The sequence below is a fragment of the Pseudoalteromonas sp. 2CM39R genome (assembly GCF_023161845.1).
Map to the genome: position 1 here is coordinate 307103 of NZ_JALNTM010000001.1, position 25759 is coordinate 332861.

Genomic DNA, 25759 nt, shown 5'->3' on the forward strand with positions numbered 1-25759 from the left:
TATGCAGGTTTTAAAGCGCATCGGGTTTGTTGTTTTGGCATATGTATGTTTTGCAAGTACTGTCAAAGCTGCAAATTATGATTACGACAGCCAACTTAATAAAGCGTTACACGCTAATAAACTCGTTGCAATTGGTGATGTTCATGGCAGCAAGCATGTTGTTACTAGGCTTATTAAATACTTAGATGAGCCTAGTAACTGGCAGCAGCTTGATGATCTTGTCGTTGAGTTTGGTAATGCGCGGTATCTAGATTTAGCTGATCAATACTTGTTGAGCAAACAGAATATAAGCATTGATGACGTAAGGCACATTTGGCGCGACACCTTGTATTTTATGGCATGGCAATATGATGTTTATGAGCAATTAGTTTTAAGGTTAAAACAGCTTAATAGCACCCGTGAACATAAAGTTCGTCTTGTCCTTGCTGAGCCTGCAATGAACTGGCAAACCCTCTCTAAAGAGGATTGGCAAAAGCTAGAGCGTAGCCGTGAAACTGGCTATTTAGAGGCTATAAATCAGCATGTTGTCGCTAAGCAGCGCCGTGCAATCTTACTCTTTGGTGCATTTCACACGTTTAAAAAGCCGGTAGTTATAAGCAATCAAGCTTCGCCTTTTAGTTCTGTTATTGCATTACTTGAGCAGCAAAAACTGGGCTCCACATACACGGTTTGGCCTGCGATGAAAAACGATGGTATTGCATCATCATACCCTGCGGACAGCTTGCTCCCTTTATCGGCTAATAGTTCGTTGAATAAGCCGTTAGCATCAATGTCTAAGCGCTTTGCGACAAATAATAATGTAAGCCTTGCGGATGTTGCAAATGCCTATTATGTGCTAAAAAACACTGACAGAAACGCGCCACTAAGTGATGCGGCTTTAAATGATCTGGCGTGGCATAAAGAGTTAAAACGTCGTGCTGAAATAGTGTCACCAAGAAGTGCTAAACAAATCCACTCTTGGCTTAGCCAACATAACTAATAAAAAGCCAACGTCATGTTGGCTTTTTATTAGTTAATAAGTTCTGCTGAAACAATATCGTTGAGCATCAAAAAGTGGTTAAGTACAGACTCTTCAAGTTCGAATACCTGCGCTAGTTTTTCGCCACTTGCTGACATCCCTGTTTGCGCACCAGCAAACTCAATATGCAACCCTAAACGCTTCAGGGTTTGAGCGTCGTAACTATAAATAGCAGAATCACGTTTTTCTGTAATACCAGGCATCATACCTATGATAGTAACCGCCTGTTCAACATTAATGATATCGAAGAATTGTCGCTCTGCGGCTTGCCATTTTGCTATATAGCTAGCGACCTCAGGTGGTTGCTCCATGGGCACGTATAATGGCTGTAATGAGCCCCCATGCCAGCCAATAACGGCTTGCTCTTCAACGAGGACATGTGGGCTTGCGGTAAGTACATAGTTGGCACAAGACGATGCACAAAGCTCGTGTACCACAACATCGAGTTGATATTCATGAACCAAGCCACCTAAATGTAAACCCGCCATTACATCACCACCTTGGCTATTAATAACCAAGGTGTTGATTTGTTGAGCGCTACTTACTAATAACTGTTCGAACTTTTCAACATTTTGCTTTGATGTTTCGCCCTGAAAATAAATAGTGCCCGGCGATACTTCACTAATTTCAGCAACGCTTTGCTGTGTTGTTTTACAACCAACCAGCAGCACGCTCAATAATAATAAAAAACGCATTAACAATGCCTTGAAGTTTTGTTTGTATACAGTGCGCAATTTAATAATATGTCATTAACGAACTGCAAAAATGGCATAGTACGTTTTTTTACTTGAGAAATAAATCCACATAATAGGAACAATTGTATGAATATTGGAATTTACATCTATGATGATGCCGAAGTACTCGATTTCTCAGGTCCGTTTGAGGTGTTTAGTACTGCTAAGCGCCTAGCGAATAATGATTGGCAAGTGAGTTTAATTGCCGAAAGTGATAGTCCTGTACTTGCCCGCGGTGGTTATAGTGTAAACCCCCATTACAGCATTGCTGACTGCCCTTCCCTTGATCTCCTTGTTGTGGTTGGTGGCGACCATACACGAGAGCTAGAAAAAGCAAAGGTTATTACTTGGTTAAAACACACAGCCACTAACACCAAGCGTGTTGCGAGTGTTTGTACGGGGGCATTTTTGCTTGCTAAAACTGGGCTTTTGAACGGTAAAAATGTCACGACTCATTGGCAAGATCAACCTGAGCTGGCTGCTTTGTTTTCTGATCTCAATGTGATTGCAGATACTCGTTGGGTCACCGATGGTAAGTTTACCAGCTCTGGGGGAATTTCTGCTGGCATTGATATGAGCCTAGCGTTAGTCGCTGAGTTTATTAGTTACGAGCACGCCCTACTTACTGCTAAACAGATGGAATATCAATGGCAGACGTTATAATTGTTCAGCAATATAGTCGGTTATAAACTGTTTTAAACAGACAGCCTTTTTACTCAGTAAACGTGCGCTTGGCCAGATAGCATAAATGTCGCGGTTTTCCCCTCGCCAGTGTGGCAGTACTTGAACTAACTGCTGAGATTTTAATTCATCTATAACTTCAAACCGAGGTAACAAAGCAATACCTTGCTCATCACAAACTAAGTATTTTACAAATCCAGTATCGTTAAAAGTAGTAGCAAATCGGCACATGTGAGTATAAGTTGCATTCGTTTGTGTATTGGTTAGCTGCCACTTACTTCTCAACGTGGTACCAATTAACCTATGCTGTTTTAAATCAGTTGGCTCTTCTATGGTAGGTGCCGAATCAAGGTATGCTTTTGTGCTTACAAATAAGGTATCAACACTGCCTAACTTTTTTTGATGGAGCATAGAGTCAGCCTGCGGCCCGACTCTTATTGCTATATCAGCTTGGCTTTTACTCAGCTCTTCAAGTTTATTATTAAGCAATAGCTCAAGTTGAATATCAGGGTACTGTTTAGTGAACGCGAGCCACATCGGCTTTAAGAAACCATGACTAATATTCAGAGGTGCTAAAACTTTAAGCTTTCCTGACAATTGTGCTTTTTGCTCATTAAGTTGGCGGTGAGTTTGTTCAAATTGCTCAATTAATTCAACATAACTTTGAAAATACACCTCCCCTGCTTGCGTTAACGTGCATTGCCTTGCTGAGCGATTTAAAAGCTGCTCGCCTAGGCGTTGCTCAAGCCGTTGCAAGCGTCTCGATACAGTTGCGGTAGGCAACGACAAGCTCTCAGCCGCATTACTTAGGCCGCCTTGTTTAACAATCTGTATGAATAGGGCAATATCGTCAATCATATTCTCATTTATGCAATCATAGTTTGTTTATCTTGCTATTTTTAGCATTTTTGCAATTAGATATCATGTCTTTTATTAAATCATTTAAGAGCATCTAATTATGAGTGTTAATGATATTTATGTGATAACTTTTGTAGGCATAGCGGCGACTTTGTTCATTGATCTTTATGCTTTTCTGCTGGCTAAAGTGTTTAAGATACCGTCATTAAACTTTTGTTTAGTTGGCCGTTGGGGCTTGGGTTTATTAGATGGAAAGTTTAAGCACCTGAATATAGCAACTAGTCCAGTTAAGCAGTTTGAGTGCGTGTTTGGCTGGTGTTTACACTACTTTATTGGTGTTTTATTTTCGTTTCTATTTATATTATTGGTCGGTATTGCTTGGCTTGAACAGCCCACCTTAATCGCTGCATGTATATTTGGATTAGCTAGCGTATCTATGCCATTTTTTGTTATGCAGCCCGCTTTAGGGATGGGGATAATGGCTACGAAAACAGCAAACCCACTTCAAGCCCGCTTAAAAAGTGCTGTAACTCACCTACTTTTTGGTGTCGGAATATATTTATCAGCTCAATTCATTCAATTTATTTAGGAGTATGTAATGGACGCAAAGCATTGGCATCAACGTTGGGAAAATAACGAAATTGGTTTTCATGAAGGAGACGTTAACCGTTATCTAGATCAGTATTTTACTAACTTGAATTTGCAGCAAGGCTATACTGTTTTTGTACCACTGTGCGGAAAAACTCACGACATTCATTATTTGCTAGCGCAAGGTATGCGTGTTGTTGGGGCTGAGCTTAGTGAGATTGCCATTAAGCAGTTATTTGATGAGTTAAAGCTAGAACCCGAAATTAGCCAACACGGCGAACTATTACGTTACCAAGGCGCAAATCTAACCGTTTGGGTGGGTGATATTTTTGCACTTACTGCAGCTGATCTTGGCCCTATCAACGCAGTTTATGACCGTGCCGCTTTAGTTGCGCTACCAAAGCCCATGCGCATTCGCTATACCCAGCATTTACTTGAATTAACTAATAGAGCTAAACAGTTAGTGGTGGTCTTTGAGTATCAGCAAAGTGAGTTTTCGGGTCCGCCGTTTAGTGTGGTCGCCGATGAACTACATCAGCACTACGATGCTTTTTATCAACTAACATTACTGTGCAAAGAACCTCTCGAAGGTGGCTTAAAAGGGCAAGTCCCTGCTATGAACGTAGCTTGGCATTTAATACCAATCCGCAATAATACTTAATCATTTTGAGGGATTAAACCTGTCGCTACCTGCGTTAAAAATTTCTGATTTAGAACAACTAAATAACGAAATTTTTGCCTTGTTATCAACGAGGTTTTATTGCCTCAAAATAGACCACTTTATTAAGCGAATTGGTATAAGTTAGTGCTTACAAACTCATAATGTGTAAATTCACACCTTAGTTGTGCGTTTTTGTGGCTAGTTATTGTACCTCTGTGCGTGCACTATAGAGATAAGCGTATTTAAGGAGTACATTTATGCAAAAGCCACGCGTTTTCTTTGTTTCACATGGCGGCGGCCCTATGCCTTTACTTGGCGATCCAAGTCATGCCGATATGGTTACTTGTTTGCAGTCTATTGCAGCAAAAATTAAAAAGCCATCTGCTATTTTGATGGTGAGTGCACACTGGGAAGCGAACCCTATTAGCATCACTTCGAGCGCTGCTCCTGAGCTAATTTATGATTACTATGGTTTTCCTGAGCCTGCTTACAGTATTGAGTACCCAAGCCCAGGTGAACCAGCCCTTGCCGAAAAAGTACATCAGGTATTGGCAAAAGCTAATATCGATAGCGCATTAAACCCATCTCGTGGCTTTGATCACGGTATGTATGTGCCTTTGAAAATTATGTATCCAGAAGCAGATATACCTTGTGTGCAATTGTCGTTACATCCAAGCCTTGAGCCAAGCTTACACCTAGCGATAGGTGAGGCTTTACAACAACTTGATTACGATAATTTATTGATCATTGGTTCTGGCTTTACTTTTCATAATATGCGCGCATTTTTCACCCCTGAAACCGCTGAAATTAAAGCGCAAAATATGGCTTTTGAGCAATGGTTAGTTGATGTATGTGGCAATACTGAGCTGAGTGAGCAGCAGCGTCAAGCTAAGCTATTAGAATGGCAAATGGCCCCTGCGGCGCGTTTTAGCCATCCTCGAGAAGAGCACTTATTGCCGTTACATGTTTGCTATGGTGCGGCGATGCGCCCTTGTAGTGATATCTACGAACTACGTATTGCTAACAAGCAAGCCAGTATGTTCTTGTGGGACGATTAAGTTTAAGTTCAACCCCCTTGATAACACGATAAAAGCTCAGATTTTATTCATCTAATTTGGTACGCTAGGTAAGTTAAAACCTAGGAACAACAAAATGAATTTAATAAAAACATCAACCCTTGCGTTTGCTGTGGTTGCAGGTTTAGGTTTGCAGGCATGCTCAACTACAGAGCAAGCTAGCACCCCATCAGCAACAGTGAACGCAACGGCTAATCCGCTCTCGCTTGAACAAATTTATAAAGAAAAAGACTTTAAAGCTGAGCGTAGCACCTATTTTACGTGGCTCGATGATGGTACTGGCTATACGGTACTCGAAGAGCGCGAAAGCGATAAAAATACCCAAGACGACAAAGCTAAAGACGATGAGCACGGCGTAAAAGGCAATGATATTGTGTTTTATAACGCCGATGGAACGGGTCGTAAGGTACTTGTTAGCTACGAAAAATTAATCCCAAAAGGTGATAAAGAGCCACTCACCGTTGAAAGCTATCAATGGTCTAAAGATGGTAAATGGCTGATGGTTTTTACCAATGGCGAGCAAGTGTGGCGCTCACGTAGCCGTGGTGATTTTTGGCTTTTAAACCTCGAAACTGATTCGCTATATCAGTTAGGTGGCGAAAACATCGAAGCGAAAAAGCTAATGTTTGCTAAGTTCTCACCAGATAGCTCAAAAGTAGCATACGTGCGTGATAACAACATCTACATGGAAAAAGTGGGCAGTAAGGCTGTGACTGCTTTAACCACTGACGGTAACGACACTATCGTTAATGGTAATTTTGACTGGGTATATGAAGAAGAATTTACCATTCGTGATGGTTTCCGCTGGAGTCCAGACAACAAATCAATTGCCTATTGGCAACTTGATACCAGTGGCGTGAAATATTTCACCATGATCAATAACACCGACGATCTCTACCCTACCCTTAAAGAATTCCCGTATCCAAAAGCCGGCGAGATGAACTCTGCGGTTAAAGTAGGTGTGGTCAGTCTTAGCGACAAGAAAACTCGCTGGGCTGAACTAGGTGGCGATAATCGCGATCGTTATATTCCACGTATTAGTTGGGCAGGCACAGGTGAATCTTTGATGATCCAAGATCTTAACCGTCCGCAAAGCCATAACAAGGTTTGGTTATTCGACTGGCAAAAACAACAGCTGACTAAAATACTTGAAGATAAAGACGATGCCTTTATTGAGTGGTTTTATAAAGCTAATTGGTCTAAAGACGGTAAGTTCTTTATTTGGCACAGTGAGCGTGATGGCTGGCGTCATTTGTACCGTGTATCTCGCGATGGCAAAACGGTTGTTGATTTAACACCGGGCGAGTACGACATCATTGATATGTTAGCGCTCAACGAAGATAAAAACGTTATGTACTTTACTGCATCACCGGATGATCCAGGTCAGCGTTATTTATTCCGTACCTCGCTTGATGGCAGCTCTAAACCGGTGCGCGTAACGCCTGAGTCATTTGATGGTTCAAACAGCTATTACATGTCTAAAGACACCTCTTGGGCAATGCATACCTTCTCTAAATTTGGCACCCCACCAATGAAAGAGATCATCAAAGTAAGCGATCACAGCAATGTGAAAACCTTAGTTGAGAACAAAGCATTAAAAGAGAAATTAGCGACTGAGCAGTTACCGACTCACGAGTTCTTTACGGTTAATGCGCGCGATGGTATTGAGCTTGATGGCTACATCATGTTCCCAGCAAATATGGATAAAAGTAAAAAATACCCAATCGTTTTCTATGTTTACGGTGAGCCGTGGGGCTCAACAGTACAAGACCGCTGGGAAGGTAACAGTTACTTATACAAGTCGTATCTAACTCAGCAAGGCTTTATTGTTGCCTCTGTTGATAACCGCGGTACGCGCGCACCAAAGGGCAGAGATTGGCGTAAATCTATCTATAAAAAAATAGGCTCTATTACCGTGCGTGACCAAGTTGACGCCCTTGATGCAATGGCAAAACGTTGGGATGTCATTGATACCGACCGTGTTGGTGTATGGGGTCACTCAGGTGGTGGTAGTTCAACGCTTAATTTGTTATTCCGCCATGGTGATAAATATAAAGTTGGTATTGCCTCAGCCCCTGTGCCAGATATTCGCTTGTACGATACTATCTACCAAGAGCGCTATGCAGGTAACCCAAATACCGATCCTGAAAGTTATGACAACACGTCTCCAATCACCTTTGCAAAAGATCTGCAAGGTAAGTTGCTACTGATCCACGGTACCGGAGATGATAACGTTCACTACCAAGGCTCAGAGCGTTTAATTAACGAATTAGTTAAGCACAATAAACAGTTCGAGTTTTTCTCTTACCCGAACCGTTCTCACAGCCTACGAGAAGGTAAAGGCACTACCCTGCACTATCACACTATGATGGCTAACTTCTTCGAAAAGCATTTACTTAACAAGTAAATATGCTTTATTAAAAAATACCGCAGCTTAGACATTATGCTGCGGTTTTTTCATACAAACTGTAAACCCCCGTTACAGATAATAAGCATTTTAATCAGAATTCTGTTTCTTCTTAGCTAACTCTCTATTATTGTTATGATGTTCTGCAAGTTCATACCAAAATTTATCTAGCCCTTTTTTTGATTCTAAGGAAATATAAAATCGTTTATTGCACCAACTGACTCGAGGATAGATGTGCTTAAATTGTTCAAGATCAAATTTAGCCCAATTATCAGCATGTCGAATATAAGGAATATCAGTTACCCAAAACCTTAAATCTCCAGAGCTGATTCTGATAATCGAAGAAATGATCTCCCCATACATTGTCCATAGTCTTCGATAACACCGACATATTTCTCCTCTAGAATATTTTTGCTTATCTTTACTGTAAGCAACTAAGTGCTCAAGATTAAAAATATCTAGAAATATAAACGTATAAGCAGAAAGAATGTCATTTGTTCCTTCAAACCCTGCTCTTAATTTTAATAACTTACGGTAATATTTAGGATGAAAGTCAGATTTCAGTGAACCAAGAAACTGACGAGCTGACTTCCAAGAGCCGTCAGTTTCTTTTGAATTTTGAACGAAAGAGTCTAAATCAACTTCCAATTCAATAATTAGCTCGGACAATTTCTCATTTAATGCCCACGACTGCTTATATCTTTCGATAATCATAGTATTCTTTGTTTTTATAGCTTCTACAAGTATGGTTAACTCATGTTGCCCTTTTGCTCCAGCAAATTTAGTAAGGCTATCTAAGCCCCATTTTAAGAGTGATTCATACATAATATGGCTCTTATATTTCCATTTTGAAAATAGGTTTTAACTCAAAAAGCAGTATATAACTATGCGCTAAAACGTGAGTTAAGGGGGTTATGTATTTATTACTATTTAAACGTAGCACTCATTAGAGTGAATGAGCTTTAAACAGAGTAATAAGAGTACATTTATTCGTTTTTGATAAATTTTATAAAGCTCAGTAATGACGAAAAGCAAACTTACAAATAGGTGTTAAACCAATTAACTAACTCTGCTTCTAGTTGCTCTTTATGGTTCATTAAAAAGTGGTCATCACCTTCATACACTATAAGTTTATGGGGGATATGATGCTTATCTAGCGCTTTGGCAAATTGAATTGAGTTATCGACCGATACTCGTTTATCGTCACTGCCATGAATAAGTAATATGGGCACTTTAGGTGAGAGCTGATCAACCCAGTTCATCACAGAGCGTGCTTCAAGCTCTGCTTGTTTGTTCTCTTTATAATTGGGGATACGACGCACATACACGTTTTTTTCCATGTTAGGTCTAAACGTAAGCTCTTTGACTAAATCAGTCGCCCCCGCAATGGTTGCAATGGCTTTTATCTTGTTTGTGTGTTGCATCGCAAGGTGGGTTTGCATGCCGCCTCGGCTCGCTCCTAACATGCCAATTCGACTTTCATCTGCACTTGCTATGTGAGGAATAAAATCAATAAGCGCAAGTACGTCGTTAACATCTTTGCCACCAAATTCATCTAAGTCATCATTTTTTGTTAGTGTTCCGCGGTACTGACTGCCGATAACCACAAAGCCTTGCTCTGCTAAAGGAAATAAATTGCGCATCATTGCTGCAAAATAAACACTGCCAAAATTACCGTTACCGCCGCGGTTATAAATTAACACAGGTAGCTTATTCTTGATGACTTTAGGTTTGATGATATAACCAAGCACCTCAACATCATCGACCTGATATTTAAAATTATGGCAGGTTAAATTTGTTTTAAAGTTATCGAACATATCTTGTGGAAAGGTTTCTTCAAAGGCTTTAATGCGCTTTAAGTATGCTTCTTCGTTTTTAGCTTTGCGTTTATTCTTTTGCGCAATAAATTGATGCCACGAATCATAGTCAGCAAAGATACCTGTGAAGCAGTCTGTTTCTTTTGTTACGTGTTCATCATCGATAATTTTTGCTGCGCTAGTAGAAAAAACAGCGAGAGATAAGCAGGTAGATAAGAGTAATTTATACACAACAACATCCTTATTGGTGACTAAAAGTTACTAATACACAGTAACTTAAATGATGGTTATTTGTATATAACTACTTTTTTACGTATCAAAACTTTTATATTATGAAAGTTAACTTATTGAATTGGAAGTCATAATGAGCAATAAACCGCCGCATATATTAGAGTCTCTGCCTAAGCGTTACACCTTGTGGGGGTTATTATGCCTATCCTTGGTATTCGCTATATTTGTAATTATATGGTCTCGAGCTCCTGAATACCGGCCTTTGGTACAAGATATGCGCTTAGTCAATGCCGTCAAGATAGTTGATGTACTGGACGTTGAAGAGATACCTTACAAGGCTGATATTAAAAATCATATTTTGTACGTTGATGTTCTTCATTCAGACCAAGCAAGGCTAGCACTTGCTAAAGTAGGTTTCGTCTTTGATTATCCAAATAAAGATACATTTAGTTCAATACCACAAGCATGTGCCTTACTTGAATCACAAGAAGCAAAGGAAAATAGGCCTATTCATCAAACTGAATGGTTTCTCCGATTAGTTCGCATGACAATGGCCTCGATAGTACTTATTACTTTAATCTTGGTAGTTGTACGACCCATTTTAAAGAATCTTATTCTTGAAGATAACAACAAGGATTAATATACCTTTTAGCAAATAAAAAGCCGCAATAAGCGGCTTTATCTGTAATGGGGCTTTACACTAAAAATAGGGTTTGGCGTTATTCAACTGAAATGAATACTTCAACTTCTTCACTACTTTTATAGAACTCATAGTCAGTTTTATATGCTCGAATATGCGGGCACTGTTCATTACTAAAGTACTGCCAAACTTGGCCCCAAACATCGATAACGGTTTGTGGCATTGCGCCTTTGCCGCTAAAGCGAAGGTAGTTACCTGTAGCGAGTGTAGTTTGTTCTACCTCTGATGACGTGACTTGCATGTCAGTACATGCAAATACATCAAACTCTCCTGTGACATCAGATTCATAATGAGTATACACGCCATAAACTTGGCTAGATGGCGTTAAATTTGGCGCTATGTCTGTGTAAAATTGCTGCCATAAGCCAGCGATTTTAGCGCCTTCACCACTCATTTCTTTCATATTGCTGGTGCGAACTTTGAGGCCAAATAAAGTCGTTGGGTTGTCTATATTTATTTTCGTTACTTGCTGATCCATTGCATTTTTCCGTGCTTATTTTGTTCCCAGTAAAATACCAGAGCATGTGTACTTTAACCTAGCCTTTTTAATTATTTATTTTTAAAAGACTATATTTTGTCAACGGCCTTTACAGCTTAAAAAACAGTCATGGCATCCTTATCTGCATCAGGTTAAGATGGGTAAAATAACAACAAAATCAGCGGGTGTTTAATGAATAAAATCAATGCGCTTATCTACTTTTTAGCCTTTAGTAGCGGCTTTTGCATTATGGGAATTGAGCTTTTAGGCGGGCGAATTTTAGCGCCATACTTTGGTAGCAGTGTGCATATATGGGGCAGTATTATCACTGTATTTATGTTGAGCTTATCTTTCGGCTATTTACTTGGCGGTAAGCTCTCAACCCGCAATCCTTCGTTAACTAAATATGGTCTCATTTTCTTTGTAGCGAGTATTATGGTGGTGCCAATAGTATTGTTTGCTGAGCCAATTATGACCTTTATTTTCACCCATGTTGAAGACAGTCGTTACGGCTCGTTGCTGGCATCAACGGCGTTGTTTTTTATTCCTACAACAATACTCGGCATGATCTCACCTTACTCAGTGCGATTATTGGTTACCGATCATGAAAAAAGTGGTCAGGTTGCCGGTGGTTTGTATTTTGTGAGCACCCTAGGAAGCGCCCTTGGCACGATTATTACCTCTTTTTATATGGTGCTAGCGTTCGATGTTAACGACATCATTAAAACCTTTGCTGCGGTATTAGGCGCGCTTGGTTTGCTTGCAATTGCTGTTAGTCAATTAAAAACGAAGGAGCGTGCTGTATGTTTAGAGTCTTAATGGTTTGTTTGATCATGACATTGCCTTTTAGCAGCTTAGCCGAAGTAATCCATAAAGAGCGCTCGCTTTATCGCAATATTTTAGTGGAGAAGACTGGCGATTTACTGTGTTTAAAATTTAACGAAAAAACCCGTAAAAGTACGCAAAGTTGTATGTATAAGAGTGAGCCTAAAAAGCTGGTGTTTAATTACACCAAAATGACGTTTGCAAGCTTACTATTTATTGATAACCCTAAAAATGTACTGATCATAGGTTTAGGGGGAGGTTCACTCTCAAATACCATTCATGAGCTTTACCCTAGCGCTCATATCGAAAATGTCGAAATTGACCCAGCGGTAATAAAAGTTGCCCGTGATTATTTTAGCTTTGTAGAAACTGATAACGTAACGTCTAAGGTGCAAGATGGCCGAATTTTTATTAAACGTGCCGCACTTAAAAAACAAAAGTACGATTGGATTATTCTTGATGCCTTTAACGGCGATTATATCCCTGAGCACCTCCTCACTAAGGAGTTTTTTGCGGAAGTAAAAAGTGTTTTGGCTGATGGTGGAATTGTCGCTGCAAATACTTTTTCATCGAGTAAATTGTACCAGCATGAGTCGGCAACTTACTTCGATGTGTTTGGTGACTTTGTTAATGTTGTGACCGATGAAAACTCTAATCGCATTATTTTAGCTGGCTTCGAGACTATGCCTAGCCAGCAACAGTTAGCCGAACGCGTCAACAAACTCGCAAATAAGTTAACCCCTTACGATGTTGATTTGCAGTTACTCAGCGAGCATTTGTTTTATACTAAGGGTAATCAAGATTGGCCAGCGGATACCAAGGTGCTCACTGACCAATATTCACCAGCGAATTTATTAAATTACCAATGATCAAATACGCCTTAATAGCCTTTCTTTTAATTACGAGCTCTGCTGCTATGGCAGAGCACCCTTCACCCCCACCTTTAGCAGCAAGTCAGCAGCAGTTGTCTAAACTATTGAATCAATACAAAGGGCAAGTCGTGTTACTCGATTTCTGGGCGTCTTGGTGCAGCCCGTGTCGACGCTCGTTTCCTTGGTTTATAGCTATGCAGAGCAAGTATCAACAGCAAGGGCTTAAAGTAATTGCTGTAAACATTGATGTTGAGCGCAGTGATGCAGATGCATTTTTAGCTGAGTTTGCAGTGAACTTTAATATTATTTACGACCCAGATGCTGTTATTGGCAGACAATATCAACTTAAAGGGATGCCGAGCAGCTTTTTAATCGATAAAGAAGGCGTAGTACGGTTCCAACACACAGGCTTTGTAGCTGATAAATTAGACCTCTATGAAAACCATATCAAAGAGTTAATTGCTAAATAGTGTTATCTATCAGATAACTTTTGCAGTTGTTCGCTTTTATCGAACACAGCTATCTATTTTATTAATTGCACTAATATTTACTTAGCATGCTAACTATATTAAAATAGTTAGCATGCTAAGTAAATGGAGCGCATCATGTCTTCCACTCCCCCTTTTCACGAAACTCTTGATTTAACATTATGCGGCAGTATGGGCCGTGTGCATCGTTTATGTCGCGATGCTGTCACTTTGGCGGTTGAGCCTTTGGGTCTTACTCAATCTCGCTGGACTGCGATGATGCACTTGTTTCATCTAAACCAAGGTTGTACGCAACAAGAGTTGGCAAATAGCTTAGGCATTGAAATGCCTTCACTAACTCGCACTATTAAGCAGCTTGAGCAACAAGAGATTATTGCTCGTAAAGCTGATGCTGAAGATAAACGCAGTAAACGTCTGTACTTCACTGAACAAGGTCTACAATTGTTAGACACATTGCAGGTGATTATTGCTGATGTGAAACAGCATCTTTATGCTGATTTAACCACTGAGCAACTCGATACCATGGCGCATGGTTTAATTCAGATGGAGCAAAACGCCCGTCAGTGTATCCGTCATTATTCAGGAGATAAGTAACGTCATGACACCAGATCAAAAGTTTGCCCGTTACGTAAAAATCTCTTTAGCGGGCTTTATTGTTTTATTTTTATATTTTGTGATTGCTGATCTGTATATGCCAGTTACACCGCAGGCCCGTGTGTATCACCCTGTGGTGCAAGTGACCCCGCAGGTAAGTGGTCGCGTAACCGACGTATTAGTGACCAATAATCAAGCTGTCGAAAAACAGCAAGCCTTGTTTAAGATTAACGATGAGCCTTTTGAGCTTGCCGTGCAACAAGCTGAACTTGCATATGATGATGCAAAACTACAAAACCAACGTTTAGATAGCAGTGTGAAAGCAATAGAAGCACAGTTAGCGGCTGCTCAAGCTAAGCTACATGAGCAAACGTTGCTGTTTGAACGCGGTGAGTCGCTATTGAAAAAGCGTTCTATTTCAGAGCAAGAGTACGAAACTATAAATGCGAACTATCAATCAAGCAAAGCCAATGTGGCTGCAATTGAAGCCCAGCTTAGCGAGGCTAAATTAGCGCGCGGTAAAATAGGGGATGACAATTTAGCGCTTCGTCATGCTCAAAACCAGCTTGAACAAGCGAAACTAAACCTGTCGTACACCACAGTGACAGCCGATACCGACGGTAAAACAGCAAACTTACAGGTAACACCAGGTACCTATGCTAATAAGGGCCAACCGTTAATGGCTATAGTTGCTAATAAAGCTGATTTAGTGGCTGATTTTCGTGAAAAGTCTTTAGTTCACGTACAAGTTGGTAGCACTGCAAAAGTCAGCTTTGATGCGCTACCGGGCAAAGTATTTACAGGCAAAATTGTTAGTTTTGAAGCGGGTGTGAGTGATGGCCAGCTTAATGCTAACGGTTTACTCAGTGCCACTGAAAGCAGCAACCGTTGGGTACGAGATGCACAGCGTCAACGTATCCATATTCAGCTAGATGAACACCAGATGCTGGCAAAATTTCCAAGTGGTGCGCGTGCAACTGTGCAACTTTTGCCTGACTCTAGCATTGGCAGCTGGTTTGCAAGCATGCAAATTCGCTTCATTAGTGTTCTGCACTTTATTTACTAAGGCTGGGTGAGTTATGTCAGTATTGCAACTCGATGGTAATGGCTTACGCCAAGCGCTACGCATTGCTACGGGCTCAGCATTAGGGTTTTCACTGGCAAAATTGATGAACTGGCCGAATGGCATCTTTTTCACTGTTTACCCTATGTTATTGCTCGGTTTAGTGCCTGTGCTTAACATGCATATTATTCGTCAGTTTTACGCAGGCGCTGTGTTCAGTGCGCTATTCGTATTGGTTGTACAAGGGTTGTTTGCACACTTGCCTGTTGTAATGACAATGATGAGCTTTATAGCCTTTGCCTTTTTGTTCTATCAAATGAGCCGTGGTGCTAACTTTTTATTTGGTGCCACAACAGTGGTGAGCTTGTCGATTCAATTGCATTTTTCGACCTACACCGGCGGTGGTATCAGTATTTATCCGCTGATCATTAGTAACGCTGTTGCAGTTGTCGTAACTGTGCTGTTTTCGATGCTAATGCATGGTTTATTCCCTGATGTTGCACCGCGCCAAGGTCGGGTAATGCCAGAGAAAGCAAAAGAAAGTGTGCGCCATGAAGTATTACTTTGTTCAACCGTAGCGACCTTATCATTTGTTGTATTTCAGGTATTTGATTTACAAGATTCTATCTCTGCTCAAGCGGCCTCGGTACTGATATTGTTTTCGTTGTGCTGGAAAGCGGCGGGTATGGCTGCATGGCAACGCGCGATAGGCACCTTAATCGGTTGTAACTTAGCGTTAGTGGCACAGTTATTTTTGTATAACCATACAGATATTTTGATATTTCCTGCGTTAATTCTGTGGATTTTGACCTTTATCTTTAGTCGTTATCACATAATTGGTGGCGGTATTCCGGGTGTTGGCTTTGGTATTATCACGACATTTGGTATTTTGTTTGGCCAGTCATTAGGGCCGGGGCAAGATCTGGTTTACAGCGCGCTCTATCGTTTTTCGTCGGTGTCTGTGGCCATACTATTGAGCTTATGTGCGGTGTACATAATGCATCACATCTTAAATAGCTTTGAAATGACAAGGCATCACACGTTTGATTAAAGATTAAAAAGGGAGTTAATCAGAACTCCCTTTTTTATTGTTATTTGGTTCGAAAATTGTAGGTAGAGACTTTAGTAAATCGTCTTGTTTTTTTACAACACTCTGTACACAGGTTTTTGAGGCGACATCTGCAACCCAAGCGCCCCATTGTGAACTGCCAGGCTCTTCTCCTGGGGTTGCCCACCATCTGGCTTTATAAAGAATTTCGTTATAACAGGTTTCACTACCTTGCGGATACGCGCTTCCGGCTTGCCATGAATCTACAGCAAAACTCGACATAGGCAAAGCTGACAGCGTTATCATTGCAGCGGCAACAATGCGTGATTTCTGGCCCATACCCGGCTCCTTAATTAGCAGTGAAATTGTATTACCATTATAGACGCGGCAGGATTAACCATCAATTAACTTTGTTAACAAGTTACACTTCTTTACAGTTCTGCTTATTTTTGACACGATCTTCTGATGTGAAAGTTAGAATTTTACATTTTTTCTTAATGCTTTTGTTTGTCCTCTTTTTGTTTTAGAGTCCATGCGCTTTCTCTGAGAACTTTTACTTGGTTTTGTTGCTCTTCGTTTCTTTTGTATTTGTGTTGCATTAATGATTAATTCTTTCAAACGATTAAGCGCATCTTCTTTGTTCATTTCTTGCGTGCGATGACTTTGCGACTTTATGACAATAACGCCCTCTTTGGTAATTCGAGAATCACTTAAATTAAGTAAACGTTGTTTGTAAAAGTCAGGTAACTTTGAGCGATTAATATCAAAACGAAGATGAATAGCTGTAGCTACTTTATTGACGTTCTGCCCGCCTGCGCCTTGCGAGCGGATCGCACTAAAGTCGAGTTCCCATTCATCAATTGTGACGGTATTAGAAATAATTAACATCAGGTTCAGTTAGCTATGGTAAAAAAGGCATTGTAACATTTGTAATTGGCTAAACATAATAGCTCGACTATTTGCGCCAGTTGCTAACCATTTTGAAAGAAAGGAGATCACGATGAAAGCACTACTTATTTCTATGAGCCTACTTGCGATGAGTTTTTCTAGCTTCGCAGAAGATATTTCTGAAAATCAGCTACAGCGTTACATTAAAGCCCTTCCTGCAGTCGTTAATTGGTCACAAAGCCAATCTGAGTTAGATACTGTAAACCTTGGTGGTATGCTAGGTAGTTCTGATGGTGTTGACAGTTCGTCAGTTATGGATGCGCTGGGTCACATCAAAGAGCATGAGCTTTATACTGAGTTCGAAGCCCTTACCAAACAATATGGTTTCACGCCAGAGCAGTTAGTTACTGTTGGCTCAGAGGTATCAATGGCGTATTTAGAAAACCTTAAAGCGGGTATGTCAGAAGAGAACAAGCAACGTGTAAACCAAGCAATGAGTGGTTTACAAAGCCTTACGGCATCATCATCTGATGCGGGTACTCGTTCAATGGCAGGTGCTTTAGAAGGTGTTAAAGCAAGTACTGCAACAGCAGATGTTAGCGAAAGTAACGTCAACTTAGTTAAGCAGTATATGCCGCAGTTAAAAGAACTGTTCGCAATGTTGCAGTAACAGCACTATCAAATAAAGAAAGCGGCGAGTGAGCCGCTTTTTTTATGCTTACTTGAATACCATAGGGTTTTTTAGATGCTGCTTTTGTTGTGCAGTTGGTAAAAATCCAGTTTGTACAAACTCATTAAGGCTTGGGTGACGTTCAAAGTACAAAATATCTAGGGCAAAACGATTCATACCGTACAAGCCCCGATGGATCATATTTGCCGAAAATATGAGTAAGTCACCTTTTTTGAGTGCTACACTTTTACCACGAGTTAGTGAGTCACTATTTCGAGCGCCCTGTTGCTCTAATCTAACTGTTAACTCTTCATCAGAATCCCAGTTTTTATGACTACCCGGTATTAGTTCTATTCCCGGTTCATCTTCAAAAGCAACACGGCAATGTAACACTTCAGGGCCGCTAAGAGCGGCCTTTTGCGAATCAAGCTCTAAGTGATACTGCATATCGCGATGCCAATAATTTGCTTGTTTAGGGTTGTAAGGGTTAAAGAATAGTTGAGTATTCATAAACTGGGGCTCAGCAACAATGCCCTTAACCTGTTTCAATAGTGTGTTGGCGCTGACAAACTCAAAAAGAGTAAACTTTTCCTCAGCACTTAAACATGCAGCGCCAGTTAATCCTGAGCTATTAATACCTCTAGATTGGTAAAAAGATTGGTTTTCTTGCAACCAGTGTTGATGAAATTTATCGAGAATTGGCCTTACCTTGCTAAGCTCACTCTCTGTGTAAAGGCCCTTTACATGGTAGTAGCCGTTTTCAGCAAAAAAGTTATTTTCCATTTTTTACCTTGCTAAAATTGCACGTATTTTACTACTAAGCTCAGGCAATACTTGTTGCTCAAACCACGGATTTTTCTTTAGCCAGATATTATTGCGAGGGCTTGGGTGAGGAAGTGGCAAGTAATTCGGCCAATATTCACGCCACGATTTTACTAACTCAGTTAAGGGCAGCTGTTTAGTGTGGGGTAAATGATATGCCTGCGCGTACTTACCTAAGATAATAGTGAGCTCAATATTATTGAGCTGCGCTAAGAGTTTTTCTCGCCATGCAATTGCGCACTCTTTTCTTGGCGGTAAATCACCCGACTTCCCTTTTCCTGGGTAACAAAAACCCATTGGCAGAATGGCAAAATTGCGCTCATCGTAAAACTCATCACTCGTTACACCAAGCCAAGAGCGAAGCCTTTGCCCGCTTGCATCATTAAAAGGTTTGCCACTTTCATGCACTTTAATTCCTGGTGCTTGACCAGCAATTAAAATGCGAGCCTGCGGATTAAATTGAATAACGGGCCGCGCTCCGAGTGGTAAATGAGGCTCGCAGATCACGCATTTACTAACTTGTTCTAATAATGATTGAGTACTCATGAGTTAGTAAAAATATGATCTATGCTTGCTTTGACCAAACTGCTAACTCATTACCACTTGGCTCTGTGAAGTGAAAACGACAGCCTCCAGGAAAATCAAACAAGGGCTTAATAATTGTGCCTCCGTGTTTTTCTACCTGTGCTTGAGTTTCTTTAATATTATTTGAATAAAGCACCAGTAGCGCGCCGCCATTATTGGTTAAGCTAGTTAATGGGGCTTGATAAAAACCGCCATCAAGGCCCGCTGATTCAGCGCTAAAGGCCGTGTATTCAGGGCCATAGTCGGTAAATTGCCATTTAAAAACCTGATGAAAAAATGCCTTTGTTGCGGCTAAATCTTTAGCAGCAAATTCAACATAATTTAAGCTATGGTGGTTCGACATGGTGTGCTCCTAATTTAAACTATTCTCAAGCGCCATAGCGCAATGAAGTGCTGTACTATCAAGTAATGGAACAGACGTGTCTGCTTGTTGAACTAACAGCGCTATTTCGGTGCAACCAAGAATAATGGCTTCAGCACCTTGCTGAGTTAGATCATCAATAATGGTTAAATACTCAGCTTTAGATTCTGGGCTGATGATGCCTTTACATAGTTCATCATAAATCACTCGATGCACTGTTTCACGCCCCTGTGCATCAGGAATTAACACGTCTATGGCGAATTTATCAGCTAGGCGTTGCTTGTAAAAGTCTTGTTCCATAGTGAACTGGGTGCCCAACAAAGCCACTTTTTTAAAGTTATGTTGGATCAGGTTTTCACCAACTGCATCTGCAATGTGTAACAAAGGAATTGCAACCGCAGCTTGTACTTGCTCAGCGAGTTTATGCATGGTGTTGGTACAAATTAATAAATAATCCGCGCCCGCGGCTTCAACTTGCTTAGCGGCCTTAATGAGTATCTCAGCCATCTGTGGCCAATCTTGTTGCTGTTGAAGCACAGCTATTTCGGCAAAATCGAGGCTAACGAGTACTATCTTGGCACTATGCAGTCCCCCAAGTTTGTTTTTAACACCTTGATTTAAAAGCTGGTAGTAACTTTGTGTAGACTCCCAACTCATGCCACCGATTAAGCCTATTGTTTTCATTGCAGCTCCCTTTTTATTTACTTAACACCATATGATATTGCACAGAACAAAGCTAGCAGATCATTATTTTACTAACAGATCGATTTAGTTGGTTGTGTTTCATTATTTAATACGTGCATGCAAATGATAACTACTATCTTTTCTGTTTGTCGGCGATATAATACGGGGTTTTCTTCTCGTGTTATTTTTTTAAGGGATTATCATGCATTCTCAATCATTAGATGCAGTGACTACCAATCGCCCTAAAAATGCAGCTAAAAAGCGCTCTGTGAGCCTATCTTATCGTGTTGCTGTGTTTTTGCGTTTCGTTGCAGCCATCATTGGTGGTTACGCCTTTACCAGTGTGCTTATTTCATTACTAGCTGTGTTATTACCACTTAATAAACTCGACAGCGTGCTGTTAACCACGACTCTATCGGTATTTTTTTACTGTTGTGTGTTTATTTGGGTGTTTGCAGTTAAGTCTTTAAAGACTGTTTGGATCACTATTTTACTAACAACTGGTGGGCAATTGCTGGCCCTTTCATTGATTAAGGATTGGTTATGAAAGAGAGCTTTTTCCGCTCAATGACTTGGCTTCATACCTGGGTTGGCTTGCTGGTATGCTGGTTACTGTTCTTAATCTTTTTTGCTGGCACCATCAGCTTTTTTAAAGATGAAATCACTATTTGGGCCAAGCCTGAAACGCACCATGTGCAGCATCAAGCACAACGGGTTCAGTCTCAAGCCGAGCAAATTAATTATGTGTTTGCGCAATTACAGCAACAGGCACCTAATTCATTATCTTGGCGGATAAACTTACCTGAGCCACGTAACCCTGTTTTAAGCTATGGGTTTGCTGAGCCTAAACAGCCAGGCCAGCGCCGAGCACCTTTCAACTATACGCATCTAGACCCTAATACCTTAGAGCAAATACCCGAACCTCGGGAAACCAAGGGAGGTAACTTTTTCTATCGCTTGCACTTTGATTTACATTACATAGATGTATTTACTGCACGGATAATTGTTTGTTTAGCCTCATTGTTTATGTTGGTAGCGCTTATAACAGGCATAGTGATCCACAAACGTATTTTTAAAGATATGTTTAGCTTTAGAGCAAACAAAGGCAGCCGAAGCTGGCTCGATGCACACAATGTTTCGTCAGTGCTGGCACTGCCATTTCATATCATGATCACTTACACAGGGATTATCACGCTGATATTTATGCTGTTCCCCTACCCTGCCGAGACTGTATATGAAAATGGCTTAAGGCAAATGTTTGAAGAGGCATTGCCGATTAACAAACGTGCCAAGCCCAGTGAAGAGCAGCGCCCTATGGTGGCAATCAAAGATGTGTTAGATCAGATTTATACTAAGTCACCGAATGCCGACATTAGCTACGTGTTTGTTAGAAATGCCAATACAGCGACCTCACAAATAGTGGTTTATTTGGCAACTGGCAAAGAGGTTGTAGATAACGGACCACGCTACTTATTCGATGGCGTAACAGGTGAGCTTGAAGCGAGTTCTGGCGAAGATTGGAGCGCTTCGGCGCAGTTTTATGACTCAATGACAGCATTACATAGTGGTCGTTTAGCCGAGCCATTGCTGCGTTGGTTGTATTTTTTCTGCGGCGTAGCTGGCTGTGCCATGATAGCTACAGGCTGCATCATGTGGGCAAAACGCTTACGCGAAAGGCTCAAAGCCGACCAAAAACCAAGCTTTGGTTTAAAGCTTGTTGAAAGTCTTAATTTAATAACTTTAATGGGCTTACCGCTAGCAACTTCAGCGTTCTTCATTGCTAATCGTTTATTGCCTATAGAGTTAGCTGGGCGTGCCGATGAAGAAATATTCGTGTTTTTCTTAACTTGGCTTGCGGTTGCACTTTCGGCTGTGAGTAGTATAGAAAAACGTCACTGGCGCTATAATGCATGGCTCAATGCCATAGCTTGCTTTTTAGTGCCCGTGGTAAATGCACTGACAACAGATGGTAATTGGATCACGTATTTACTAACTCAGCAGTGGGCTTTATTCGGTATTGATAGTGCATTTATTTGTGCTGGGCTGCTGTTTTTACTACAAAGCAAAAAAATACCTAGCCATAAAACCGCTACAAATAAGGCTAAATTAAATAAAAACAAGCTGTTAAAGGAGCAACAAGGATGATGGAGTTACTGCAATTTAGTCTGTGCTTTTTAGGGTTTAATTGTTTTGCTCTTGCAAAATTCAATCATTTCCGTGATGTATTTAAAAAGAAATTAACCGAAAAACAGCGAAGTAGCTTTTTATTCAGCGGCTGGATCAGTATTTTACTAAGTTTAGTGCTTTGCGTGCTGTCAGATGCTGGGTACGGCGCATTGCTATTTTGCGGTTATATGGCTTTAAGTGTACTTATACTTATGATTTTATACAGTTTTACTGTTTCATGGGTAAAGCATGTCAGTGTATTAACTATGTCTGTTTTGCTGTTGAGTGGCTTTTCGGTGATGATTTTGTAGTCTAGTTAGTAAAAAACTGATCTGATGCCAATTTGCAATAATGCTTAATTGAGCAAATAGTAAAAAAAATGGGTAGGCAATGCCTACCCAAGCAGGGGATTAAATTGGGGGATCACATGTTGTTTCAAATTAACGACGCTAAGTTTGACTAGTATCCATTACAGTTGTGTTGCACATTCGTGATAATTTAAAGACAGTTGTAAAGCCCCTTTACAAGCTTTCATGGTCAACATAAATAAGCTCGTCTGTTTTAAAACCATATTGTTTTGCTGTGTTTATAAAATCCTGCATTTGCTGTTCTGTAACGTTAGGAGTGCGCGACAAAAACCATAAATACTCTTTGTTATAGCCAGTAATATAAGCGTATTGATAGTCTTGCTTATCTAATTCAAACACTACATATGAGCTATAGAATGGCCCAAAGAATGATACCTCTAGGTGACCTATGTCTTGTTGCTCTGCAAACTTCGCTTTACCTTCAGCTTGCTGCCATTCTTTATCTTCAGCGCTGTAACCTTTATTGATAACTTTTACACTGCCATCTGGGTTAATAGAGTATTCGGCGGTAATGCCCTCAAGGCCGCGTTCAAATGAATGATCTAAACGTGCAATTTCGTACCAGGTCCCTGTGTATTTGTTTAACTCAAAATTATCGACGGGTTTGATGTTGTCTGGCACGCCTGTACACGCAGATAAAATGGCTGTGATACATAAAACCCCGATTAACTTTAATGATGTTTGCACGTTTTTACTCCCTTTAAAAATTAAACAAATTAATACGTTAATAGCACTAATTTAGTTCAATTACGGTAAACTATTAATGTCTAAAATTAAAGATTGAGAACAGCATGAAGATTTGGGTTGATGCAGACGCCTGCCCCGTCGTTATTAAAGAAATATTATTTCGTGCCGCCGAGCGCACGCAGACCTTTACCACATTAGTGGCGAACCATGCGATGCGAGTACCCGCTTCAAAGTATATTAGCCGTTTACAGGTATCTTCTGGTTTTGATATTGCCGACAACGAAATCGTTAAACGTATTGAGCCGAATGATTTGGTGATCACTGGTGATATTCCTTTAGCAGCTGAAGTTATCGAAAAAGGCGCACAAGCGCTTAATCCGCGCGGTGAGTTATATACGACCGAAAATATTCGCTCACGTTTAAACGTTCGTGATTTTATGGAAACAATGCGCTCAAGTGGCGTTGAAATGGCCGGTGGCCCACCGCCTTTAAGCCAAGCAGACCGCCAAAACTTTGCAAATAACCTAGATCGAATCCTCGCTAAAAAGTCATGAGTATCGATAATAGTGGGCCACTGCAAGGTTTTGGTGATGAAGCCTTTAAAGTCGCTGTTTATTTAGAAAAGCGCCCGCCGATGCCTGCTTGGCAACAACTTGACCATTTAAATGCAATGCAACCCGGCCAAATAAACGAAATAAACCAAGCATGTGGCAATGGTTGGCGCAAAGTTTTTAACGTGTATGGCAAGGTACTGTTTGCACTACCAAGTGAATATTATGATTTTGCTAAAAGAGCAGCTGATTGGCAGAGCTTTCGCGATGAACAACTACTGCAAGCAAACAGCGAAACGGCATTACTGTTTAGCCCACCGATATTAGGCAAACCCAAGCAATTACATATAATTGCTGGGCGAACCCATGCTAAACGGCTTATTAATGAAGGGCTTTTGCATTGCCAGCTAACTTGGCTTGATGATGAATTTGCTATTAGTAAATTTGATAGAGTGATTGTCTGCCCCTATTTTGATTACCGCCAGTTGAGCAATATTAAAATTGCGCGACTTAGCCAGCTAGTTGCAGATATTTTTTCTTAGTTTCTGGTTTATTGCGTTATTGAGTTAGCAAACTAAGCTTTAAATACTGTAAAACTTAATAGTAAACTAGATGAAAATATTGGTCGTTGACGATATGCCACTTATGCGCCATGTGTTGATAAACATGTTGCGCAGGCTTGATTATAACGATATAACGGAGGCGACTGATGGTGCTCAAGCGTTTGATTTACTCGAAAAACACAGCTTTGATCTGGTGATTACTGATTTGCATATGCCGAAAATGGATGGCAAATGTTTGCTTAATCATATTCGCGAAAACCCGCTCCTAAGTGATTTACCCGTATTAATGGTAACCTGCGAAGACAGTAAGCAAACGGTCAATGAGATGATCACAGCAAAAGTGAACGGTTTTATCATTAAGCCTTTTTGTTTAAATACACTGCAAAAGCAGTTAAGTCGAATTGTTAAACCAGAATAACCAGCTAAAACTGGAGTTAAGAGCGATGTTTAAGCATTTAACAATAGTGAGTTTATTCACAGCAAGTACTGCAGTGGCGAGTGCTGAACAATTGACTTTGTATACAGAAGTGTTCCCTCCCTATAACTTTGTGCAGCACAACCAGCTTACCGGTATTAACACCAAAATCATGGAATCTTTGTGTGAAAGAGCCAAGTTGAGCTGTACGTTTAGTGTATTGCCTTGGAAGCGCGCAATGTCACTAACACTTGCCCAACCCAATGCTGGAATTTACTCTACTTCGCGTACCGCAAAGCGAGAAACTCAATTTTATTGGGTTGGCCCTTTGGTATCTGGGCATTCATGTTTATACCGTTTAAATAACCGTAACGGCATTAAAGTAACGAGTACACAATCGTTGCAAAACTACACCATTGGCGTATCTCGTGGTGATGTTTATCAAACCGTTCTTGCTGATTTTAACCTTGCTGAAGGCCAGCAATTTTTAACTTACTCAAAAAAGTTTGAAGAGTTAAAAATGTTTAAGCAAGGTAAGCATGACTTGCTGATTGGCTCCTCTCTCACTCTGTCATCACAGTTGATGAATGTAGGTATGAGCCCAGACCAAGTCACGCCGGTATTTGAGTTAAAGCACCCTGCCTTAGTGGGTAATTACTTAGCACTTAACAAAAACACATCGCCAGAGTTGATCACTAAGCTGCAACACGCCCTCGATACCATGAAGGAAGAAAACCTAATTGACCCTCTTGTTGATCAGTTTGTAGCAGAGGATATGCACTCTCACGGAGAAACATTGACAGTTGCACAGCAGTGCTTAAATGGTTCTGCTATTTACTAAGTTGGAGTGGTTTTGGGTA

Annotated in this window: 33 protein-coding genes; 21 read left to right on the forward strand and 12 right to left on the reverse strand. The window is 40.6% G+C overall.

The window, feature by feature from the left end; genetic code table 11:
- The first annotated feature begins 1 nt into the window (after position 1).
- A complete protein-coding gene (locus MTF66_RS01390) occupies positions 2–979 on the forward strand; it encodes a hypothetical protein (RefSeq protein ID WP_248526081.1) in 978 nt (325 codons plus the stop codon).
- A gap of 29 nt (positions 980–1008) precedes the next feature.
- Here MTF66_RS01390 and MTF66_RS01395 read toward each other — a convergent pair whose 3' ends face one another.
- Complete coding sequence (locus MTF66_RS01395) at positions 1009–1713, reverse strand: hypothetical protein (RefSeq protein ID WP_248526082.1); 705 nt, start codon at positions 1711–1713, stop codon at positions 1009–1011.
- 126 nt (positions 1714–1839) lie between these two features.
- Here MTF66_RS01395 and MTF66_RS01400 point away from each other — a divergent pair, with 126 nt between their 5' ends.
- Positions 1840–2415: a DJ-1/PfpI family protein gene (locus tag MTF66_RS01400; protein ID WP_248526083.1), complete on the forward strand. Its 576-nt coding sequence runs from the start codon at positions 1840–1842 to the stop codon at positions 2413–2415.
- Here MTF66_RS01400 and MTF66_RS01405 read toward each other — a convergent pair.
- On the reverse strand, positions 2410–3291 hold the full coding sequence (locus MTF66_RS01405; RefSeq protein ID WP_248526084.1) for a LysR family transcriptional regulator: 882 nt from the start codon (positions 3289–3291) through the stop codon (positions 2410–2412). The genes MTF66_RS01400 and MTF66_RS01405 overlap by 6 nt on opposite strands.
- 100 nt (positions 3292–3391) lie before the next feature.
- Between MTF66_RS01405 and MTF66_RS01410 the strand changes: the two genes are divergently transcribed.
- From MTF66_RS01410 to MTF66_RS01425, 4 genes are all read left to right on the forward strand, one after another.
- Positions 3392–3880, forward strand: coding sequence for a DUF2938 domain-containing protein (locus tag MTF66_RS01410; RefSeq protein WP_248526085.1), 489 nt, complete (start codon positions 3392–3394; stop codon positions 3878–3880).
- 9 nt (positions 3881–3889) lie between these two features.
- The gene (tmpT, locus tag MTF66_RS01415) at positions 3890–4540 is read left to right on the forward strand and encodes a thiopurine S-methyltransferase (RefSeq protein WP_248526086.1); all 651 of its coding nucleotides are present in this window, start codon (positions 3890–3892) and stop codon (positions 4538–4540) included.
- A 257-nt stretch (positions 4541–4797) separates the two neighbouring features.
- Positions 4798–5598 (forward strand): class III extradiol ring-cleavage dioxygenase, encoded by an 801-nt coding sequence (locus MTF66_RS01420; protein WP_248526087.1) that lies wholly within the window; start codon positions 4798–4800, stop codon positions 5596–5598.
- A gap of 94 nt (positions 5599–5692) precedes the next feature.
- Positions 5693–8023, forward strand: coding sequence for a S9 family peptidase (locus MTF66_RS01425; RefSeq protein ID WP_248526088.1), 2331 nt, complete (start codon positions 5693–5695; stop codon positions 8021–8023).
- A 90-nt stretch (positions 8024–8113) separates the two neighbouring features.
- On the opposite strand, the gene MTF66_RS01430 is transcribed toward MTF66_RS01425, so the two are convergent.
- Both MTF66_RS01430 and MTF66_RS01435 read right to left on the reverse strand, forming a co-directional pair.
- On the reverse strand, positions 8114–8848 hold the full coding sequence (locus tag MTF66_RS01430; protein ID WP_248526089.1) for a hypothetical protein: 735 nt from the start codon (positions 8846–8848) through the stop codon (positions 8114–8116).
- A gap of 212 nt (positions 8849–9060) precedes the next feature.
- Positions 9061–10071, reverse strand: a complete 1011-nt coding sequence (locus MTF66_RS01435) for a prolyl oligopeptidase family serine peptidase (protein ID WP_248526090.1) — start codon at positions 10069–10071, stop codon at positions 9061–9063.
- A 133-nt stretch (positions 10072–10204) separates the two neighbouring features.
- On the opposite strand from MTF66_RS01435, the gene MTF66_RS01440 reads away from it, so the two are divergent.
- Positions 10205–10711 (forward strand): hypothetical protein, encoded by a 507-nt coding sequence (locus MTF66_RS01440; protein WP_248526091.1) that lies wholly within the window; start codon positions 10205–10207, stop codon positions 10709–10711.
- A gap of 79 nt (positions 10712–10790) precedes the next feature.
- Here the strand turns inward: MTF66_RS01440 and MTF66_RS01445 are convergent, their stop codons facing one another.
- Complete coding sequence (locus MTF66_RS01445) at positions 10791–11249, reverse strand: GyrI-like domain-containing protein (RefSeq protein ID WP_054563121.1); 459 nt, start codon at positions 11247–11249, stop codon at positions 10791–10793.
- 192 nt (positions 11250–11441) lie between these two features.
- On the opposite strand from MTF66_RS01445, the gene MTF66_RS01450 reads away from it, so the two are divergent.
- The 6 genes from MTF66_RS01450 (at position 11442) to MTF66_RS01475 (ending at position 16142) form a co-directional block, all read left to right on the forward strand.
- Complete coding sequence (locus MTF66_RS01450) at positions 11442–12068, forward strand: fused MFS/spermidine synthase (protein ID WP_248526093.1); 627 nt, start codon at positions 11442–11444, stop codon at positions 12066–12068.
- Positions 12053–12943 carry a spermidine synthase gene (locus MTF66_RS01455; RefSeq protein WP_217876843.1) on the forward strand — a complete coding sequence of 297 codons (891 nt, stop codon included), beginning with the start codon at positions 12053–12055 and terminating at the stop codon, positions 12941–12943. Before MTF66_RS01450 ends, MTF66_RS01455 begins: the two co-directional genes overlap by 16 nt.
- A 47-nt stretch (positions 12944–12990) precedes the next feature.
- Positions 12991–13416 (forward strand): TlpA disulfide reductase family protein, encoded by a 426-nt coding sequence (locus tag MTF66_RS01460; protein ID WP_248526094.1) that lies wholly within the window; start codon positions 12991–12993, stop codon positions 13414–13416.
- A gap of 135 nt (positions 13417–13551) precedes the next feature.
- A complete protein-coding gene (locus MTF66_RS01465; protein WP_054553355.1) occupies positions 13552–14028 on the forward strand; it encodes a MarR family winged helix-turn-helix transcriptional regulator in 477 nt (158 codons plus the stop codon).
- 4 nt (positions 14029–14032) lie between these two features.
- On the forward strand, positions 14033–15094 hold the full coding sequence (locus MTF66_RS01470) for an HlyD family secretion protein (protein ID WP_058584361.1): 1062 nt from the start codon (positions 14033–14035) through the stop codon (positions 15092–15094).
- A 13-nt stretch (positions 15095–15107) separates the two neighbouring features.
- Positions 15108–16142, forward strand: a complete 1035-nt coding sequence (locus MTF66_RS01475; RefSeq protein ID WP_248526095.1) for a DUF2955 domain-containing protein — start codon at positions 15108–15110, stop codon at positions 16140–16142.
- Positions 16143–16157: 15 nt separating this feature from the next.
- Here the strand turns inward: MTF66_RS01475 and MTF66_RS01480 are convergent, their stop codons facing one another.
- Both MTF66_RS01480 and arfB read right to left on the reverse strand, forming a co-directional pair.
- A complete protein-coding gene (locus MTF66_RS01480) occupies positions 16158–16478 on the reverse strand; it encodes a hypothetical protein (protein WP_054563126.1) in 321 nt (106 codons plus the stop codon).
- A 135-nt stretch (positions 16479–16613) separates the two neighbouring features.
- Complete coding sequence (arfB, locus tag MTF66_RS01485) at positions 16614–17027, reverse strand: alternative ribosome rescue aminoacyl-tRNA hydrolase ArfB (protein WP_248526096.1); 414 nt, start codon at positions 17025–17027, stop codon at positions 16614–16616.
- A gap of 112 nt (positions 17028–17139) precedes the next feature.
- Here arfB and MTF66_RS01490 point away from each other — a divergent pair, with 112 nt between their 5' ends.
- Positions 17140–17697 carry a hypothetical protein gene (locus MTF66_RS01490; RefSeq protein WP_058584364.1) on the forward strand — a complete coding sequence of 186 codons (558 nt, stop codon included), beginning with the start codon at positions 17140–17142 and terminating at the stop codon, positions 17695–17697.
- 48 nt (positions 17698–17745) lie between these two features.
- Here MTF66_RS01490 and MTF66_RS01495 read toward each other — a convergent pair whose 3' ends face one another.
- From MTF66_RS01495 to MTF66_RS01510, 4 genes are read right to left on the reverse strand one after another with little or no spacing between them, the layout of a single operon-like run.
- Complete coding sequence (locus MTF66_RS01495; RefSeq protein ID WP_248526097.1) at positions 17746–18480, reverse strand: phytanoyl-CoA dioxygenase family protein; 735 nt, start codon at positions 18478–18480, stop codon at positions 17746–17748.
- Positions 18481–18483: 3 nt separating this feature from the next.
- Positions 18484–19065 carry a uracil-DNA glycosylase family protein gene (locus tag MTF66_RS01500; RefSeq protein WP_054563130.1) on the reverse strand — a complete coding sequence of 194 codons (582 nt, stop codon included), beginning with the start codon at positions 19063–19065 and terminating at the stop codon, positions 18484–18486.
- 19 nt (positions 19066–19084) lie between these two features.
- Positions 19085–19447: a VOC family protein gene (locus MTF66_RS01505; protein WP_062565443.1), complete on the reverse strand. Its 363-nt coding sequence runs from the start codon at positions 19445–19447 to the stop codon at positions 19085–19087.
- 9 nt (positions 19448–19456) lie between these two features.
- Entirely contained in the window at positions 19457–20149 is a 693-nt protein-coding gene (locus MTF66_RS01510) for an aspartate/glutamate racemase family protein (RefSeq protein WP_248526098.1), read from the reverse strand.
- A gap of 202 nt (positions 20150–20351) precedes the next feature.
- Here MTF66_RS01510 and MTF66_RS01515 point away from each other — a divergent pair, with 202 nt between their 5' ends.
- Genes MTF66_RS01515 through MTF66_RS01525 form a run of 3 tightly spaced genes read left to right on the forward strand, consistent with a single transcriptional unit; the run spans position 20352 to position 22626 of the window.
- On the forward strand, positions 20352–20696 hold the full coding sequence (locus MTF66_RS01515; protein WP_248526100.1) for a hypothetical protein: 345 nt from the start codon (positions 20352–20354) through the stop codon (positions 20694–20696).
- Positions 20693–22294 (forward strand): PepSY domain-containing protein, encoded by a 1602-nt coding sequence (locus MTF66_RS01520; protein ID WP_248526101.1) that lies wholly within the window; start codon positions 20693–20695, stop codon positions 22292–22294. Before MTF66_RS01515 ends, MTF66_RS01520 begins: the two co-directional genes overlap by 4 nt.
- Positions 22291–22626 carry a DUF3325 domain-containing protein gene (locus tag MTF66_RS01525; RefSeq protein ID WP_248526102.1) on the forward strand — a complete coding sequence of 112 codons (336 nt, stop codon included), beginning with the start codon at positions 22291–22293 and terminating at the stop codon, positions 22624–22626. Before MTF66_RS01520 ends, MTF66_RS01525 begins: the two co-directional genes overlap by 4 nt.
- A gap of 210 nt (positions 22627–22836) precedes the next feature.
- Here MTF66_RS01525 and MTF66_RS01530 read toward each other — a convergent pair whose 3' ends face one another.
- Positions 22837–23370, reverse strand: a complete 534-nt coding sequence (locus tag MTF66_RS01530) for a lipocalin family protein (protein ID WP_054563135.1) — start codon at positions 23368–23370, stop codon at positions 22837–22839.
- 104 nt (positions 23371–23474) lie between these two features.
- On the opposite strand from MTF66_RS01530, the gene MTF66_RS01535 reads away from it, so the two are divergent.
- The 4 genes from MTF66_RS01535 to MTF66_RS01550 all read left to right on the forward strand — a co-directional run bounded on the left by MTF66_RS01535 (position 23475) and on the right by MTF66_RS01550 (position 25740).
- Positions 23475–23924: a YaiI/YqxD family protein gene (locus MTF66_RS01535; RefSeq protein ID WP_058584371.1), complete on the forward strand. Its 450-nt coding sequence runs from the start codon at positions 23475–23477 to the stop codon at positions 23922–23924.
- On the forward strand, positions 23921–24463 hold the full coding sequence (locus MTF66_RS01540) for a hypothetical protein (protein WP_248526103.1): 543 nt from the start codon (positions 23921–23923) through the stop codon (positions 24461–24463). The genes MTF66_RS01535 and MTF66_RS01540 overlap by 4 nt, the downstream gene beginning before the upstream one ends.
- A gap of 70 nt (positions 24464–24533) precedes the next feature.
- Entirely contained in the window at positions 24534–24902 is a 369-nt protein-coding gene (locus MTF66_RS01545) for a response regulator (protein WP_248526104.1), read from the forward strand.
- A 25-nt stretch (positions 24903–24927) separates the two neighbouring features.
- Positions 24928–25740 carry an ABC transporter substrate-binding protein gene (locus MTF66_RS01550; RefSeq protein WP_248526105.1) on the forward strand — a complete coding sequence of 271 codons (813 nt, stop codon included), beginning with the start codon at positions 24928–24930 and terminating at the stop codon, positions 25738–25740.
- Positions 25741–25759: the final 19 nt, after the last annotated feature.